Genomic DNA, 17,332 nt, shown 5'->3' with positions numbered 1-17,332 from the left:
GGTTCGTCGTTCGCCGCTCGGCTCGCGGGCCGTCACTCCACGGCCGTCACTCCACAGGGGTCCCGTCCTCGACTCCCGCCCGCGCGTCGATCGGTCTCGGCTCCTGCGCGGCGATCCAGTGCGTGATCGTCCCCGCGTCCCCGGACAGCGGTCGCAGCGAGACCCGGTTCGCGAACGGCGTCCCGTCCCGGCGCCGGTTGCGGAGTTCGACGGTGACCTCGGACCAGGTCGACAGGGCCTCACGGAAGTCCGCGCGGGCCGCCTCGCCGGCGGCGGGCCCCTGAAACAGTCTGGGGTTCCGGCCTCGCAGTTCGTCGAGCGCGTAGCCGGTCCGCTCGCGGAACCAGCGGTTGACGTAGACGATCGGGGTGTCGCGGTACGCCGGTCCGGTGAGGGTGAGCCCGATCGGGAGGTCGTCGAGCGCCCGGACGCGGTCGACGAGGAGCGCCTCGCGCTCCGATCGGTCGGCGGGGTGGTCGACCGGCGTCGGCGGTCGCCCGACCGCGAGGCCGTGGTCGTCGAGCAGCGCCGAGACGGCGGTCCGGAACGAGCCGCGGCCGGCGTCGACCGCCGCGAGGGCGTCGCGTCGAAGCGTCACGTGCGGATCGAGGGGGCGGAGCGCAAAGCCGGTGTCGTTCCGACGGACGCGGACGGCCGGGCGGGCGGGCGCAATCCGCGGCGCGCTCGGCGCGCGACGTTGTCGCTGACTGAAACGAAGGTTATGTGCGTCCGTCCCCGAGGTCCGGACGACAGATGCGAGACGTCACCGCCGCCGTGGCCGTCGCCCTGCTCGTCGCGCTCGCCGGCTGCGGCGGACTGGGAGGAGCGGGACCGCCCGGAGCGCCGCCACCGTCGATCGAGTCCGTCTCCGCGCCCGACTCGCTCGGCCACGACGAGCGGGCGACGGTCGAGGCCACGGTGCGGTGGGAGGGACTCGCCGGCGACGCGGACGGCTCGGCGGACGGCGACGGCGGCTCGGCTGACGAGGCGGGTGCGAACGCGACGCTCGACCCGGTCCGAGTCGGGGTCCGGGTCGGTAATCGGACGCTGCTCGCGGAGAACCGGTCCGTGCCGGCGAACGGATCGATGGCGGTGACGGCCGAGGTCGACGCCGCGGCGCTCGATCCGGGGGAACACGAGCTTTCGGTGACGGTCGGTGAGGCGGCCGCGACGCGGACGGTCATCGTCGAGGAGGCGCGGGCGGCGACGTTCGCCGTCTCCGAGGTCGACGCGCCGGAGCGCGTGGCGTACGGCGAGGACCTGTCGGTCGCCGCGACCGTGAGGAACGCCGGCGACCTGGCGGGCAACCAGACCGTCGCGGTCCGGTACGGTACCGGGGCGACAGCGAACCGAACGGTCGCGCTCGACGGCGGGGCGGAGGCGCGCGTGTCCGTCTCGCTGGCGGACGTACAGCTCGACGGCGGCGACCACCCGCTCGTCGTCGCGACCGCGAACCGGACGCGGGAGCGGACCGTGACCCTGGTCCACCCGAGCCCGTACGAGAAGACGACGCTCCGGCTCCACGTCGACGACGGCGCGGTCGACCGGAACGTCTCCGGCGTCGTCGCGGCCGCGACGGGCTACTGGGAGCGGACCGACGAGCGTTACCTCGGCTACCCGGTCGAATACGAGCGGACGGCGGACGCGGACCGGGCGGACGTCGTCCTGCGGTTCGACCGCGTGGAGCGGTGCGGCGTGGAGGAGACCAACGAGACGCGGTACTTCGGCTGCGCGGACCTCCTCGTCGACGAGCCGCGGACGCCGATGACCGCGACCGTCGACCCCCGAATCTCCGACGCGGAGATGAACGCGACGATCGTCCACGAACTCGGTCACGTTCAGGGACTCGAACACGGCGAGGAGCCCGTCGGGCTCATGAGCGCGACGAGCACGGTCGCGACGCACCGACCGGTGACGGTCCACCTGCGCGCCGACGACGGGAGCGTCCCGAGACGCGTCGAAGAGGAGGTGGCCGCCGCGCTCGACCACTTCGCGACGCGCGACGACCTCGCCGGGAGCGACGGGTTCGCGTGGGAGTTCGTCGACAGCGCGCGGGAGGCGCACGTCCAGATCACCTACGACGACCGCGGCGAGGTGTGCTTCGCGGACGGCGGCGGGTCCTGTACGGTCGACGGCGAGTACTACGGCCAGCAGGACGTGCGGCTGGAGAGGGTGGACGACGAGGTGGTCGCGTGGCACGTCGGCGCCTCGTTCGCGCCGGTACTGTTGGAAGAGGTGCCGCTGGAACTCACGCGCGAGACGGACCGGCGGGAGCGCGAGGCGTGGCCGGAGTGAGCGGCGGGCGTCGCGTCCGGCGGAGCCTCGCTGATCGTATCGGGTTAGACAATTACACCGCCCCAGTTATCGCTGCGTACAGGAGCACAGCCACCGAAACGACAACCACGATCTCTGTCAAGTTCTCCTTAACTAGCATTTTCACGCCAGCTAGTCTCGGCGTATCGGTGTCTTTCCGCTTCCCGCGGCGCCTGACTGCTTTCTCTGCCCCGACCGCAGCACCACCGACAGCTGCTCCAACATAGGAGATAGCGATCAGTTCCCAGAGAACCGAGATGATCGCGGCGCTACCTGCTATCAGAATGAATCCAAGCGCGAAGATGGTCCCAACTGACGCGACGCCGATGATCGGGATGCCACGAGTGAAGCTACCGAAGAACGATGAGCCCAGCCAAGCCGCACCTGCGATTAGGGCCCCAATAAGTAGCAACGAGGAGAGTTCTGGTTGGATATCGGTAAGAACGATTGCCAGTAGCGCAATCAGAAAGTACGCAGATCCCGCTGTAAGAGCGTTCGAGGTTGCGTTTTTGATGCCACGAGAGGATCCCTTATGACTCGTGTACACACCAGCAACGGCCGTTGCGACGACCGGAATAGCTCTAACAAAGCTGGGTTCTTCAGTCGCCAAGAGTGGACTCGAAACCTCAATTGAAGACTGTGTGTTGTACGCAGTTGAAAGCGGGATCCCGTGGTTAGTGAGGAAATACCAGAGAGTCGATTTCCATTGTGGCACGCTATTGATCGAACCTTCCTCGATGAGAATTATCGAGATCGCCCAACCAGCCGCAAACACAACTCCTGCCGAAAATAGGGCGTAGTATTCTGTTTTCGGACCTGTGTTCTGAACGCGCATTAGACTATTAACGGACTGTTACTTTCTGACCTGTGAAAAAGTCTGTTAAACAACACGTTCCGCAGGTGCCGGATCTGTCGAATGAACTTCAAAGATAGACGTTGTTCTGGCGTCAGACGAGATAGAACCGTTTCTGCGGGGTATTTGGAAACACCAGTTGGAATTGGGTTATCGGAGGGACTCGCGGGGGTCCCGCGAGCGACCGTAGGGAGCGAGTGGGACCACGCGAGGGAACGACTAAGCGAACAAAGTGAGCGCAGGAGTGGACTCGCGGGGATTTGAACCCCGGGCCTTCCCCGTGCCAGGGGGATGATCTACCACTGATCTACGAGCCCGCGAACGCATTCGTTCGTTCCCCGCTGGATATATTAAGGCCTTCGACTCGGGGACGGGACCGCGCGACGCCGCCGCGGGGCGTCAGATCCGGTCGGAGTCCACGTACACGTCGAGGTCGACGTCCCGCGTCGAGCCTTCGAGGTCGCGCACGGCGCGCTCGACGACGCGCTCGGCCTCGTCTTTGATCAGCGGGATCGCCTTCTTCAACACCCAGTCGAACGACACCAAGCGCGGGAGATCGAGGGCGTCGGAGCTGGCGGAGCCGGGGTCGAACTCGACTTCGAGCGCGACCTCGCAGGGGGCGTCGTCGGGCCGGTCGGATTCCGGAGGCGTCACCCGCCAGCAGCCGCCCGCGTCGATGTCCTTCGTGATCGCCCAGTCGATCCGCTCGGGCGGCTCGACGCCCGTCACCTCCGAGCGAGCGGTGTAGGATATCTTCCACCACGCGAACGTGAGCGCGTACTTGGTCCCGGGACCGCCGTCGCCGGTGACGGTCCGGACCTCCCGGAGGTACTCCGAGTAGTTCGCGTACCGCGGGAAATCGAGCAGGAACGTGTACACCTCCTCGGCGCCGGCGTACACCTTCGTGCTTACGACGAGTTCGTCCACGTGCTGAGGTTCGGGCGGCGCTTATTAAACGGACCGGCGCGATACGTGATCTGTGTTTCTGCGGTGATCGCTGTCGAATCCCCAGTCGTTCGTTTATAAATAGTCGATTGCGGATCGACGGCGAACACCTCCAAAGCCCCAGCCGCTCGCTTATAAATTGCTGCCAGCGGTCCCGCGACGAACACCTCCAAAGCCCCAGCCGCTCGCTTATAAATTGCTGCCAGCGGTCCCGCGACGAACACCTCCAAAGCCCCAGCCGCTCGCTTATAAATTGCTGCCAGCGGTCCCGCGACGAACACCTCCAAAGCCCCAGCCGCTCGCTTATAAATTGCTGCCAGCGGTCCCGCGACGAACACCTCCAAAGCCCCAGCCGCTCGCTTATAAATTGCTGCCAGCGGTCCCGCGACGAACACCTCCAAAGCCCCAGCCGCGAGGTCGCCGCACACTCGCTGCGCTCCTCGTTCGTTCGCTTCGCTCACTTACTGCGGTGCTTGCGTCGTCTGCGGCGACCTCGCGGCTGCCCCTTTGAGTCCCGCCCCGCACAGCACCACAGCCTCACGCCTCCCCAGCCTCGTCGGCCGGCCTCCGCGTTGCTCCGGCCGCCCGACTCCCTCGCGCGTGCTCCTCGCGGCCGCCGATGGCGGCCGCTCGTAGGCACGCGCCACCGCTCTTGTCTGGTTATTTATAACGGATCAACGGGTCGAGAACCGTGATCGTCGGAACCCGGAACGGGCCGCCGAAGCCGCCGGATACATGGGAGTCGCCGCGTTTCTACGCCCATGGCCGCCGACGACCGCAACGCCTTCGAAGTGTACCGCGACCGGGTCAACCGACCCCTGAGTCGGCTGTTCCGCGAGTACGGCGCGTCCGAAGCGCACTGGCTCGTGATCGGGATGGCCGCCAACGTGGTCGCCCGAGTCTCGGGGCTGATCCCGCCGGTGGTCCTCGGCGTCGCCATCGACGCCGTCTTCACCGGCACCGGCCCGTACACGCTCCCGATCGTGCCGGACGCGTGGCTCCCGGGCGCGGAAGACGCGCAGTTCCGGCTCTCGGTGCTGCTCATCTTCGGCTCGTTCATCGTGACGGGCGTGTTCACGTACGTCTACGGCATCGCCGCGAACAACTTCGCCCACCGCGTGATGCACGCGGTGCGCACCGACTCCTTCGACCGGATGCAGCGGCTCGACATGACCTTCTTCGACGACAAACAGACCGGCGAGGTCATGTCCGTCCTCAACAACGACGCCTCGAACCTGGAGGTGTTCCTCGATAACGCCCTCCAGAACTCCGCGCGTCTCGGCGTGATGCTCGTGGGTATCGCAGGCGTCCTCGTCTACTACAACTACGAGCTGGCGGTCGTCACCCTCGCCGCGATCCCGCTGATGGTCCTCTTCACGCTCTGGTTCATGCGCGCGGTCGAGCCGCGGTACGTCGCGCAGCGCTCGGTCGTCGGGGACCTCAACACCGCCCTCGAGAACGCGCTCTCCGGCGTCGAACTCGTGAAGACCTCCAACACGGAGGCCCACGAGAGCGAGCGCGTCGAGGACGCCTCCTTCTCGTACTTCCAGCGCACGATGTCGATCCTCCGGCTCAACTACGTCTACCGGCCCGGGATGGAGCTGCTCGCCGGGCTGGCGTTCGCCGCCACCTTCGCGGTCGGCGGCTACTGGCTGGAGAACGGCGCCCCGGGCCCGTTCACGACGGAGCTGACGGTGGGGACGTTCGTCACCTTCGTCCTCCTCACCCAGCAGTTCGTCGCCCCCCTCGCGGAGGTGTCGAACATCATCGACCAGTACGAGAACGCGAAGGCCTCCTGCGAGCGCGTGTTCGGCCTGCGCGACATCCCGGTCCGCATCGAGGACGCCGACGACGCGGTCGAACTCGGCGGCGAGACCCGGGGGGACGGCGGGAGCCGGGACGACAGCGGCCAGGGCGACCGCGGAACCGACGTGGACGACCGCGGAGCGGGCGGGGCCGGCGGCCACGGCGGCGTCGCGGGCGCCGTCGAATACGACGACGTCTCCTTCGCGTACCCCGAGAACGCCTTACAGGACCCCGCGGACGCCGACGAAGAGGTCCTCCGCGGCGTCTCCTTTTCGGCCGACCCGGGCGACACCGTCGCCCTCGTCGGCCCGACCGGCGCCGGTAAGTCGACGCTGCTCAAACTGCTCCTCCGGCTGTACGACGTCACCGACGGTGCCATCTACGTCGACGGCCACGACGTGCGCGACGTGACCGTCGAGAGCCTGCGCTCGTCGGTCGGCTACGTGGCCCAGGACACCACGCTGTTCGACGGCACCATCGCGGAGAACATCCGCTACGGGCGCTTTACCCGGATCGACGAGGGTGAGGACGGTGCCGGGGGAAGCGACGCGGGAGCCGGCAAGGAGGGCGACGACGCGGAGGCGATCCGCGAGCGCGTGGTCGAGGCCGCGAAGGCCGCGGAGGCCCACGAGTTCATCGACTCGCTGCCGAACGGCTACGAGACGCGGATCGGCGAGCGCGGCGTGAAGCTCTCCGGCGGCCAGCGACAGCGGCTCGCCATCGCCCGGGTCGTCCTCCAGGACCCCGCAATCTTAATCTTGGACGAGGCGACCTCGGCAGTCGACACCGAGACGGAGATGCTTATCCAGCGCTCGCTCGACCGCCTCGCGGCCGACCGCACCACCTTCGTCATCGCGCACCGCCTCTCGACGGTGACCGACGCCGACACCGCGCTCGTGTTGGAGGACGGCGCGGTCGTCGAGCGCGGGAGCCACGAGGAGCTGCTGGCCGAGGACGGGCTATACGCGAAGCTCTGGGGCGTTCAGGCCGGCGAAATCGACGAGCTCCCTGAGGAGTTCGTCGAGCGCGCCCGCGAGCGCCACGTCGACCGCGCGGTCGAGCGAGCGACCGCCGAGAGCGAGGTCGAGTCCGAGACGCTCGAATAAGGCGTTTCTCCGGGGTTCCCGCGACTCAGTCGTCGCCCGATACCTGTCCGGCCGCGTCGGCGCCGGCGTCCGGCACCGCGGCGGCGGGCGCGGGCGGTTCGTCGCGCACGTCGTCACCGATGCCCTCGGCGATGACGTCGGCGTACGCGTCGGGGAAGACGCGGACGAAGTCGTCGAGCGCGGCCTCCCAGTCGTCGAGTAAGTCGGCCGCGCGCTCGCTTTCGGTGTACGCGCGGTGGTTCTCGACGAGCCGCCGGAGCATCCGCTCGTCGGACTCCTCCAGCGTCTCGGAGACGGACACCATCCCGCGGTTCACGCGCTCGTCGAACCGGTCGTCAGGGTCGTACACGTACGCGATACCGCCCGACATCCCGGCCGCGAAGTTGCGGCCCGTGTCCCCGAGGACGGCGACGACGCCGCCGGTCATGTACTCGCAGCCGTGGTCGCCGACGCCCTCGACGACCGCGCTGACGCCCGAGTTGCGGACGCCGAACCGCTCGCCCGCGACGCCGTTGACGTACATCTCGCCCGCGGTGGCGCCGTACAGACAGACGTTGCCGGCGACGACGTTCTCGGTCGGGTCGTACGACGCCTCGGCGGGCGTGTCGATCACGAGCCGACCGCCGGAGAGGCCCTTACCCACGTAGTCGTTGGCGGCGCCCGACAGCTCCATCGTGATCCCGGACGCGAGGAACGCGCCGAAGCTCTGGCCCGCCTCGCCGTCGAACCGGCAGGAGACGGTGTCGTCCGGGAGCCCGTCGCCGCCGTGTTCGGAGACGACCCGGTTCGAGAGGGTCGCGCCGACCGCGCGGTCGACGTTGCGCACGTCGCGGGTGAGCGCGACCGGCGCGCCGTCCTCGATGGCCGGCGCGGCCTCGTCGATGAGGTCCCAGTCGAGCAGGTCGTCGACGCCGCCGTGCGCCTGCTCGCGGACCTTCGTGCGGGCTTCGCCCGCGGGCTCGGCGATGACCGCCGACAGGTCGAGGTGCTTCGCCTTCTCGTGGTCCGTGTCGCGCTGGGCGAGCAGTTCGGGGCGGCCGATGAACTCCTCCAGTTCGGTGTACCCCTGCTCGGCCATGATCTCCCGAAGCTCCTGCGCGATGAACGTCATGTAGTTGACCACGTGGTCCGGCTGGCCCGGGAAGCGCTGCCGGAGGTCCTCGCGCTGGGTGGCGACGCCGACCGGACAGGTGTTCTCGTGGCACTGGCGGGCCATCACGCAGCCAGAGGTGACGAGCGACGCGGTCCCGAAGATGTACTCCTCGGCGCCCAAGGCGGCCGCGACCGCGACGTCGCGGCCGGTCCGCAGCCCGCCGTCGGCCGAGACGCGGATGCGGTCGCGCAGGCCGGTGGCGCGGAGCATCTGGTTCGCCTCCGCGAGCCCCAGCTCCCATGGCAGGCCGGCGTTCTTGATCGAGGTCTTCGGTGAGGCGCCCGTGCCGCCGTCGTGGCCCGAGACGTGGACCACGTCGGCGTTCGCCTTCGCGACGCCGGCCGCGATGGTGCCGATGCCGGCCTCCGAGACCAGCTTCACGTTGACGTCGGCCTCGGGGCTCGCTGCCTTCAGGTCGAAGATCAGCTGTTTGAGGTCCTCGATCGAGTAGATGTCGTGTTGGGGCGGCGGCGAGATGAGGCCGACGCCGGGCGTGGAACACCGGACGTGCGCGATCATCTCGTTGACCTTCTCGCCGGGGAGGTGACCGCCCTCGCCCGGCTTCGACCCCTGCGCCATCTTGATCTGGAGCTCCTCCGCGTTCGCGAGGTACTCCGAGGTGACGCCGAAGCGACCCGAGGCGACCTGCTTGACGGTGCACTCCTTCTCCGTGTCGAACCGCTCCGGCGGCTCGCCGCCCTCGCCGGTGTTCGACTTCGCGCCCAGCCGGTTCATCGCGATGGCGTTGTTCTCGTGGGCCTCGGGGGAGATGCTCCCGAGGCTCATCGCGGCCGTCGAGAAGCGCTCGACGATCGACTCGACCGGCTCGACCTGCTCGACCGGGACCGGGTCGCGGTCGGAGTCGAACTCCAGGAGGCCACGAAGCGACTGCAGCTCCTCCGTCTGGTCGTTCACCAGCTCGGCGAACTCGCGGTACTGCCCGTAGTCGCCGCCGCGGACCGCCTGCTGGAGCGTGCCGACGGTCTGGGGGTTCCACCCGTGTTTCACGCCCGACGAGCGGTGCTCGTACTCGCCGGTGGTCTCCAGTTCGGGGTCGGCGCCGAACGCCATCGCGTGACGGGTGCGGAGGTCGTCTTCGATCTGCTCGATCCCGATCCCCTCGGTGCGGATCTCCGTCCCCTCGAAGTACTCGGCGACGAACTCGGAGTCGAGTCCGACCGCCTCGAAGATCTGGGCGCCCTGGTACGACTCCATCGTGGAGATGCCCATCTTCGCCATCGTCTTGAGGAGGCCGTCCTCCAGCGCGTGCCGGTACGCCGCGAGCGCCTCGTCCTCGTCGGCGCCGTCCGGGCCGGCGACCACGTCAGCGATGGAGGCGTACGCGAGGTACGGGTCGACCGCGTCGGCGCCGTAGCCGACGAGCGTCGCGAGGTGGTGGACCTCGTGTGGCTCGCCCGACTCGACGACGACGCCCGCGCGGTTGCGGAGCCCCTTGCGGACGAGGTGGTGGTGGACCGCACCGGTCGCGAGCAGGCTCGGCACCGCGAGGCGGTCCGGGCCGACGGCGCGGTCCGAGAGTACGACGACGTCGGCGCCGTCCTCGATGGCGGCCGCCGCGTCCTCGCGGACCCGGTTGACGGCGTCGACGAGCGACCCGTCGCGGTCGTAGGCGACGTCGACGGCCACGGAGGTGAACGAGGGGTCGTCGGCCGCGTCCGCGTCGCTGTCGCCGGGCGTCCGTTCGCCCGGCCCCGGGAGGTCGCGGAGGGCGGCCGTCTCGGCGTCGGTCAGGACCGGCGTGTCCGCGACGATCTGCTCGGCGTGTTCCGGCGTCTCGTCGAGGAGGTTGCGCTGGTTCCCGATCCGGGTCTCGAGGGAAGTGACCAGCTCCTCGCGGATGTAGTCGATCGGCGGGTTCGACACCTGCGCGAACAGCTGCTTGAAGTAGGTGAAGAGGGGGCGGTCGATGTCCGCGAGGACCGACAGCGGCGTGTCGTCGCCCATCGATCCGACCGGGTCCTTCCCCCCCTTCGCCATCGGCTCGACGAGGTGGTTCAGCGAGTCGGTCGTGTAGCCGAACGCGGCCTGATGGGCGCGGACGGCCGGTTCGGTCTCGTCGGGGTCGGTCGCCTCGGAATCGGTCGAGTCCGAATCGGTCGCTTCCGAGTCGACCGCGTCCGTCGCGTCGTCACCGGAGGCGTCGATTCCAGCCGCGACGCCGTCCTCGTCGGTGAGCTCGTCGAGGTCGACCTGTCCGCGGTCGACCCACTCGCCGTACTTCTCGTCGGTGAGGTCCTCGAACACCTCGTCGTCGGGGACGATACGGCCCGCCTCGGGGTCCGCGACGAATATCTCGCCGGGCTGGAGCCGGCCGCGACGCCGCACGTCTGCGGGGTCAGTCGGGAGCGCGCCGACCTCGCTGCCGACGACGAGGCGGTCGTCGGTCGTCACCTCGTAGCGGCACGGGCGGAGGCCGTTGCGGTCGAGGACGCCGGCGACGCGCTCGCCGTCGAAGCCGATGACGAGGGCGGGACCGTCCCACGGCTCGACGAGCGAGGCGTGGTAGTCGTAGAACTCCGCGCGGTCGTCGTCCATCAGGTCGTCGCCGCGGAACGCCTCGGGGATCAGCATCCGAAGCGCGTGCGGGAGGTCGCGGTCGGTCTGGAGCAGGAGTTCGAGCGCGTTGTCGACGCTCGCGGTGTCCGACTGGTTCGGGTCGTCGATCACCGGCTTGATCGTGTCGAGTTCGGCCCCGAACGCCGGGTGTTCGAGGTCGTTCTCGCGGGCGCGCATCCAGTTGACGTTCCCCCGGATCGTGTTGAACTCGCCGTTGTGGACGATGTTGCGGTACGGGTGCGCGAGGTGCCACGCGCCGAGCGTGTTCGTCGAGAAGCGCGCGTGGACCAGGGCGACGTGGCTCGCGAACCGCTCGTCGGTCAGGTCCGAGTAGTAGTCCGCGAGCTGCGACCCCTTCAGCAGGCCCTTGTAGACGACGCGCTGGCGGTCGAGCGAACAGACGTAGAAGCGACCGGCGCCGTCGACCTCGGACACCGCGTTCTCGATCTCGCGGCGGGCCGCGTACAGCGCGCGGTCGAACCCGAGCAGGTCGGGGTCGGCGTCGTCCGGCCGGTTCTCTTCGCTGGTGAACCGCCGGGCGAGCCCCGCGCCCTCGACGGGCGCGACGAACACCTGCGATACCTCCGGCTCGGAGTCGAGCGCGGTGGCGCCGAGGTCGGCGTTGTCGGTCGGGACCGAGCGCCACGCCAGCACCTCCAGCCCGTAAACCGAACACACCTCAGCGATGACGTCGTGGATCTCCGCCTGAACGCCCGGTTCCGGCGGCATGAACACGGAGCCGACCGCGTACTCTTCCGGCAGGTCGGCGTCGACGACTTCTCGAAAGAACCCGTCGGGGCGGGCCACCATGATCCCCGCGCCGTCTCCGGTGTTCTCCTCCGCGCCGGTCGTCCCTCGGTGTTCGAGGTTTTCGAGCAGCGTGATCGCGTCCGTGACGGCCTCGTGGGTCGGTTCGCCGTCGAGGTCGACGACGCCGCCGATACCGCAGTTCGACCGGTCGTCCGTCGGCGCCGCGAGTCCCCCCTCCCGGCCCGAGGAATCCGAGCCGCGTACGCCCCGGGTGGTACTACGTGACTTGGTCATATGCCTTCTCATGAACGAATAGTTAAAGATATGACCCTGATAGGGGTAGGATCCATCGTACACACATTAGGGAATATAAGGTAATTATTCATCACGGGTGGTGAACAAATCACACACCTTAGGTACGATCAGTAATTCGCGTTTTCAGGCGATTTTCCAACGGATATCTCGATGTGGATCTGAGAACGTTTCACGCATTCCGAAACGAGTGGCGAAACGTCCAGTAGAAACTCACTCGTCGAGGGGAACGAACGTCCCGTTGATGTCCCACTCGTGGATACAGTAGACGTTCCCGGGGTCGTCAGCGATCCGCCACCCGTCGGCCTCGCCGTCCCACCGCTCTCGGCGCCCGCACAGCTCACAGGTCCGGTTCTTCGGCGGTGTAATTGTCACGCCCATACGCTATCGAACCGTCGACGCCGAAAAAAGATATCGGCGTTCGGCGGCAGCGGGCGGAGCACAACGGTCCCTCCGGTGTCGTTTGGCCGGCCAAGATGCTCCGGCGGTGTCGGTCCGGCGCTCGGGACGCCCCGACGACTCACCGCAACCCTCTCACGTACGACGACGGACGAGCAGCAACACGCACGCGACCGCCGCGAGGGACCCGACGGGACCGAACCCGGGGAGGTCGTACGCGGTCGACCGGATCGGCGCGTCGTCGTACCCGAGGTCCCTCGCGGCGGCCTCGTCGGAGACGGAGTCGCCCGTCTCGGACGCGTCGCCCGACCCGGCCGGCCCGGTCGCCGGTTCGCCGTCGGTTCCGGACGCCCGGTCGCCGTTCGGTCGCCCGTCGCTCGGGCGGGACCCCGGAGTCGAGGTCCCGTCCGCGCCGCCGCCCGTTCGCTCGGTTGCGAAGGGTCTCGGGGGGCCCGCGGGCGGCGGAACCTCGGACGCGCCGGGATCGGCGGCGCCTCCGGCCCCCGGACGAGTCGTTCCGGGGTCGTCGCCCGAGCCGCGTGACCCGCCGGCCGCACCCCCACCACCCCCGCCCGGGGGATCGCCGCCGGCGGCCGAATCGCCCGAGCCGGGAGAGCGCCCGGCGCCGGGAGCGACGTCGGTCGCGGCCGACCCGCCGGAGCCGGTCGTACCACCGGAGCCGCCGGAACCGGCCGAGGCGCCGGCACCGCCCGACCCGCCCGACCCGGCGGTGGTTCCGGTCCCAGACGGTGCGCTCGTCCCCGTTGGTTCGGGTCCGGCGGACGGCGTCGCGGCGGACTCGCCTCCTCCCCCGGTTTGCGTCCGTTCGCCGGTCGGGTCGGGAGCGACGTGGGTCAGCCGCGTCGTCACCCGGTTCGCGTCTTCCCCGCGCCTGCGCAGTCGGTCGTCGTCGACCCTGAAGGCAGCCTCGAACGTCTCGCCGTCCGCGGGCGGCGACTCGGTGCCGAACGCCGTCTCGCCGTCCGCGACGAGGAACAGGCCGTCTCGGTCGAGGTGGACCGCGGACTCGTTCGGGACCGAGCCGAGCGCCCCGCCCCCGTCGGAGCCGTTGGCGCCGTCCGCGGTCGTTCGCGTCACGCCGAACGAGAGGCCGTCGAGGCGACCGAGGTCCGCGCCGCGGTCCAGCGACGCGTTCGCGGCCGCCGGGAGTCCCGTCAGTCCGGTCGCGTTCACGGCGTACGCGACCGTGTCGTTCGCGGTGGCGGTCGTCGCTTCCGTGAGCGTCCCGTCGGCGATCGCGCTCCGAATCGCGGACGCGTTCTCGAACTCCCCCGGAGCGGTCTCGGTGGTAGTGTACGCGGTCAGGTCGGCCGTCGACCGAGGCGCTATCGTGACCGAGACGGTTTCGTTCGCGACCGCGGTGCCGTGTTCGGACCGCAGCGTGAGGTTGTACGTCCCGGGCGAGATCGGGTCGGTGGTCCCGCTGATCGAATCGACGCTGACGCCGGACCCGGTCGTGATGAAGTCCGACGGAGAATCTGGAGAGGCGTACGTGTTGATCGTGATGGGTGTCGGGCCTGTTCCTGTGGTTGAGAGATTAACTGTGGTAGTACTATTAGATACATTGTTCAGATTTAGGCTTAAATATGGAACTCTATGAGATATTAAGATTCGAGTACTATCACCATTAGTGAATTTGTTCGGAACTTCCACTAGATTAATATTCTTATCGCCATCTCCGATAATTTTGAAACGTTCCGAATTTCCACCATTAGAGTGTATATAATATGTTCCAGATGAAAGATTAGACGTGTTGTATCCAATTTTGGAAGAATTGTTCAGCCTGGTTCCCACAGAGACAATACGCGAGTTATTGTTGCTCACTTTGTGTAGCTCAACATAGTGTTTATTCAGATTAGATTCAAAGTACAACTTTTGTCCAGAGTAAACGGGTCTATTTAATGATTTATCACGACTAATCAGAATTCCAGTATCTGAATTATTTTCATATACGTTGACAGAACTGTTTATAGAAACCACCCCAGAGTCCGCGACACCGTCTGTAACAAACTGATTATTCAGGTCTGAATTTCGCAGTAAGTCGGACTTCTCTGGGGATATTATTTCACCAGTCTGGGATCCATATGACAGTTGAATAACCGCTGCGTAACGGTTACTGCGGAAGATGCCTGATCCGTGAGCCGTGGTATTGAAATATAGACTTATATTGTCGCTCCATCCCGTTAATACTCTTGAGCTAGCTATCGGTTTATCTTGTAACAGATGTCCAGTGGAGTTGACGGGGTGTAATGAGATTATGTACGGCGTCTCATCATCAATTGTATCCGTGACTTTAGCATTAGGTATTTTTATCCGATCTGTTTGCGGGGAGTCATACGACATATTGGTCAAGTTTACATTAGCAGTAAGCATCCGGCCTTCACTTGTTGCGAGAGCAGAATTGGTTATATTGGACGGTAGTGTTCTTTTTATTTGATAACTGGCAGATCCGAGTGTAGAGTTAGCAATGAGAAACCCATTTACATCGCCTCCGAGGAGGCGCGTGCCGACAGAGACTGTCTGTTTTGTCCTGAGAACATTTTTAGATATATTTCGAACCCCGATGATTTTGTTTTCTTTTCCTTTAGTAATAAACAATGTTGAATTTGTGTTCCCACTAAGATTATTGACTGTTATTCCCGCAGTTGTATATCTATCTCGGTGTAATTGTGGTGAGAGTGTAGCTTGATCAGGAATGTGAACACTTCCGTTGATAATTTTAAACGGATCAGTTTTTGTGTATCTCACAGATTTAGCAGAGAACGACTGATTTCCACCGATAATACTAATATTATAGTGTATATCTCCCGATCGATGGGCGTTACCGGTGTTAATACCAGATATTTGAACCGAGCCTATTTGTACTGGATGATTTGATCCATCTACGCGAATCGTAGCCTTCAGTAGTGTGTTATTCCGTGATTCCAGTCGTTGAGTATCAATAACTCGGCCATTCTTAAGATCATTAACTGCTATGGAGGCTGAAGAGGTATTGGCCCCTTTCGATTCAATACTACCCAGATCAATATACAATTTGACTTCTTTATTTTTATCTGTTTTATTTGAAAATAATATTTCAATATCGGAGATATTCTGCTCAGATTGGCCGACACGAATCGGGTCTGGATTTCCAGTTTTATTTAAATACGGTGTGCTATCTGAACTTTGGCCAACAGCTGTGTTTGCCCCTAGTAGTAGCACAGCAGTACTAATCACAAGACAAACGACGATGCTGACCGACAGCCATCGAAGGGATCGCCTTCGGATCATAGCTAACGGGCCACGGGTGTCAGAGCGACCGCTCCCGGGGCAGCACGGCGTCGAAGATCGACCGCAACACCCACGAGGCGCCTCTCGTCACACCACGCGAGATATCACTCGGAGCGAATAGTTATAAATGGGTTCCGAATCTGAAAGCTTCCGATCGGGGAAATAACCGCAAGACTACGGCGGGGTAGCGGAATTCTGAGCGGAAGGATCGAGTCGTCTTGAAGTTCTGAGAGGTGGGAGGTAGCGACGGGGGCGCGAGAGTAGTCGACGCCGGTTAGTGCTCGACCGATCCCATCATCGAGAGCAACTGGTCGGACTGGTCGAGGTCCTCCGGGTGGATGCCGACCAGCATGACGACGTCTCCGTCGTGTCGGACGGTCGCGATGTAGACGAGGACGGGAACGTCTTCGACGGAACCCTCCTGGCCGTTCGGGCCCTCGACGTCCGCGTCGACCGTCGTCTTGAGCTTCGAGACGGTGACGTCGTCTTGACCGAGGATCGTCTGCGTCTCCTCGCCCGCCTCCTCGATGTCGTCCGTTTGGATTTCGGTCCCGTTACCGCCGATCCCCTGCTGGTCGATCTGGTCGAGGAGCCGCCGGATGAGGTCCGCGCCGCTGGCTCTGACGAGCGGGTTGACGGACTGTCCGGCGACCGACTCGTCCGGAGTGCTCACCACGAACAGCGCCGAGCCGATGGTCTCGTTGGTGTACCGGGCGACCCACGTCGTTGCCGACACCTCCACGTTCACGCCCGTGGCGTTGAACGCCTGGTCGATGGAGAACGACTGCGGGTCCTGACCGGAGTACCCTTCGGCGTAGGCGCTCTCCGGGACCCGCGCGGGATCCGCGTCGAGGTCGAAGCTCTGGTTTTCGCCGGTACACCCGGCGACGGCCACGGAAGTCGACGCGGCGAGTGCCACGAGCAGCCCACGTCGTTTCATACCATCACGTAGGCCAGTTCGCTTCTTTAAGCCTATCGGCGCGGATATCGGTCGCGAGAACGCCGCAGCCGAAGGCACAAAGTTCACGTCGGGGCGCGCGCGACGTGAGGCAAATGGAACGCCGAGGACAAACCGGGCTGGTGGAAGCGCTCTTCTTAGACGTGATTCGCCTCCACGAGACGTGGATGGAGGTCGTCTTCCCGCGACAGCTCGACCCGAGCGCCGTCTTGGGGAAATGGAAGCCCGAGACGACCGTCCAGTCGGTCGGGTACTACCTCTGGGCGGTGCTGGGCGCGCCGCTCGTCGCGGTCGCGTACCCGCTCTTGCTCGTCGGGTTCGCCACGCGCTACTACGCGGCGAAGCTCGACTCGGCGGTCACCCGTATCGGCGTCGCCGGGGCCGTGGTCGTCGCCGCCGTCGTCTGGGGGACGCTGACGGTGATCACGCACCTCCAACTCCCGTTCGACGCGGTGATCGCGGTCGGCGCCGCCAGCGCGGTGGCGGTCGTCTCGGCCGCGCTCGCGGCCGGCTTCTCGAAGCTCGGCGGGCGGTTCGTCAGCGTGCTGCTCGCGTACCCGTTCGCGATGAGCGCGCTGTTTTTACCCCCGGTCGTCGCCGCGCTCGTCACGCCGACGCTAGAGGAGCTGATCTTACCGCCGAGCTACGAGCTGGCGCGGTGGATCCTCGACACGTTCCTCTCGGTGGGCGGGATCAACGAGACGCTCCGCGGCGCGTTCGACTTAGAGACCTTCGGCGAGCAGTGGGGGCTGCCGGGACTGGGATACGTGCTGATGTGGATCGGTATCTCGGTGCCGCTCGGGTGGTTCCTCGGGCTGCTCGTCGCGCTGGCGAACCTGATCCGGCCGGCGCCCGACGCCTGACTCCGC

12 protein-coding genes and 1 tRNA gene are annotated in these 17,332 nt (G+C 65.8%); 4 read left to right on the top strand and 9 right to left on the bottom strand.

The genetic code is table 11. The features are described 5' to 3' along the window. Positions 1-46: 46 nt before the first annotated feature. Positions 47-598 (bottom strand): PAS domain-containing protein, encoded by a 552-nt coding sequence (locus tag KI388_RS02580; protein ID WP_215087842.1) that lies wholly within the window; start codon positions 596-598, stop codon positions 47-49. Positions 599-753: 155 nt separating this feature from the next. Between KI388_RS02580 and KI388_RS02575 the strand changes: the two genes are divergently transcribed. Beyond that, the gene (locus KI388_RS02575) at positions 754-2,295 is read left to right on the top strand and encodes an Ig-like domain repeat protein (RefSeq protein ID WP_215087841.1); all 1,542 of its coding nucleotides are present in this window, start codon (positions 754-756) and stop codon (positions 2,293-2,295) included. A gap of 52 nt (positions 2,296-2,347) precedes the next feature. Here KI388_RS02575 and KI388_RS02570 read toward each other — a convergent pair whose 3' ends face one another. The 4 genes from KI388_RS02570 to KI388_RS02555 form a co-directional block, all read right to left on the bottom strand. After that, positions 2,348-3,148, bottom strand: coding sequence for a hypothetical protein (locus KI388_RS02570; RefSeq protein ID WP_215087840.1), 801 nt, complete (start codon positions 3,146-3,148; stop codon positions 2,348-2,350). A 263-nt stretch (positions 3,149-3,411) separates the two neighbouring features. Further along, positions 3,412-3,483: transfer RNA gene (locus tag KI388_RS02565), tRNA-Ala, on the bottom strand. Between the two features lie 82 nt (positions 3,484-3,565). Further along, on the bottom strand, positions 3,566-4,093 hold the full coding sequence (locus tag KI388_RS02560; protein ID WP_215087839.1) for an SRPBCC family protein: 528 nt from the start codon (positions 4,091-4,093) through the stop codon (positions 3,566-3,568). Further along, complete coding sequence (locus KI388_RS02555; protein ID WP_215088812.1) at positions 4,075-4,539, bottom strand: hypothetical protein; 465 nt, start codon at positions 4,537-4,539, stop codon at positions 4,075-4,077. The genes KI388_RS02560 and KI388_RS02555 overlap by 19 nt, the downstream gene beginning before the upstream one ends. Positions 4,540-4,872: 333 nt before the next feature. Between KI388_RS02555 and KI388_RS02550 the strand changes: the two genes are divergently transcribed. Further along, the gene (locus KI388_RS02550) at positions 4,873-7,023 is read left to right on the top strand and encodes an ABC transporter ATP-binding protein (protein ID WP_215087838.1); all 2,151 of its coding nucleotides are present in this window, start codon (positions 4,873-4,875) and stop codon (positions 7,021-7,023) included. A 25-nt stretch (positions 7,024-7,048) separates the two neighbouring features. Here KI388_RS02550 and gltB read toward each other — a convergent pair whose 3' ends face one another. The 3 genes from gltB to KI388_RS02535 form a co-directional block, all read right to left on the bottom strand. After that, positions 7,049-11,797 carry a glutamate synthase large subunit gene (gene gltB, locus KI388_RS02545; protein WP_215087837.1) on the bottom strand — a complete coding sequence of 1,583 codons (4,749 nt, stop codon included), beginning with the start codon at positions 11,795-11,797 and terminating at the stop codon, positions 7,049-7,051. Positions 11,798-12,028: 231 nt separating this feature from the next. Beyond that, positions 12,029-12,196, bottom strand: a complete 168-nt coding sequence (locus KI388_RS02540; RefSeq protein ID WP_215087836.1) for an HEWD family protein — start codon at positions 12,194-12,196, stop codon at positions 12,029-12,031. Positions 12,197-12,349: 153 nt separating this feature from the next. Beyond that, positions 12,350-13,408: a hypothetical protein gene (locus KI388_RS02535; protein WP_321169308.1), complete on the bottom strand. Its 1,059-nt coding sequence runs from the start codon at positions 13,406-13,408 to the stop codon at positions 12,350-12,352. Between the two features lie 43 nt (positions 13,409-13,451). On the opposite strand from KI388_RS02535, the gene KI388_RS15190 reads away from it, so the two are divergent. Next, the gene (locus KI388_RS15190) at positions 13,452-13,835 is read left to right on the top strand and encodes a hypothetical protein (protein WP_251133272.1); all 384 of its coding nucleotides are present in this window, start codon (positions 13,452-13,454) and stop codon (positions 13,833-13,835) included. Positions 13,836-15,779: 1,944 nt separating this feature from the next. On the opposite strand, the gene KI388_RS02530 is transcribed toward KI388_RS15190, so the two are convergent. Further along, positions 15,780-16,445: a DUF6517 family protein gene (locus KI388_RS02530; protein ID WP_215087835.1), complete on the bottom strand. Its 666-nt coding sequence runs from the start codon at positions 16,443-16,445 to the stop codon at positions 15,780-15,782. Positions 16,446-16,585: 140 nt separating this feature from the next. Here KI388_RS02530 and KI388_RS02525 point away from each other — a divergent pair, with 140 nt between their 5' ends. Then, the gene (locus tag KI388_RS02525; RefSeq protein ID WP_215088719.1) at positions 16,586-17,326 is read left to right on the top strand and encodes a hypothetical protein; all 741 of its coding nucleotides are present in this window, start codon (positions 16,586-16,588) and stop codon (positions 17,324-17,326) included. Positions 17,327-17,332: the final 6 nt, after the last annotated feature.

The sequence above is a fragment of the Halorubrum sp. 2020YC2 genome, assembly GCF_018623055.1.
Taxonomy (GTDB): Archaea; Halobacteriota; Halobacteria; order Halobacteriales; family Haloferacaceae; genus Halorubrum.
Note: the sequence above shows the minus strand (reverse complement) of the source record. Positions and strands in the feature narration are given on the sequence as shown.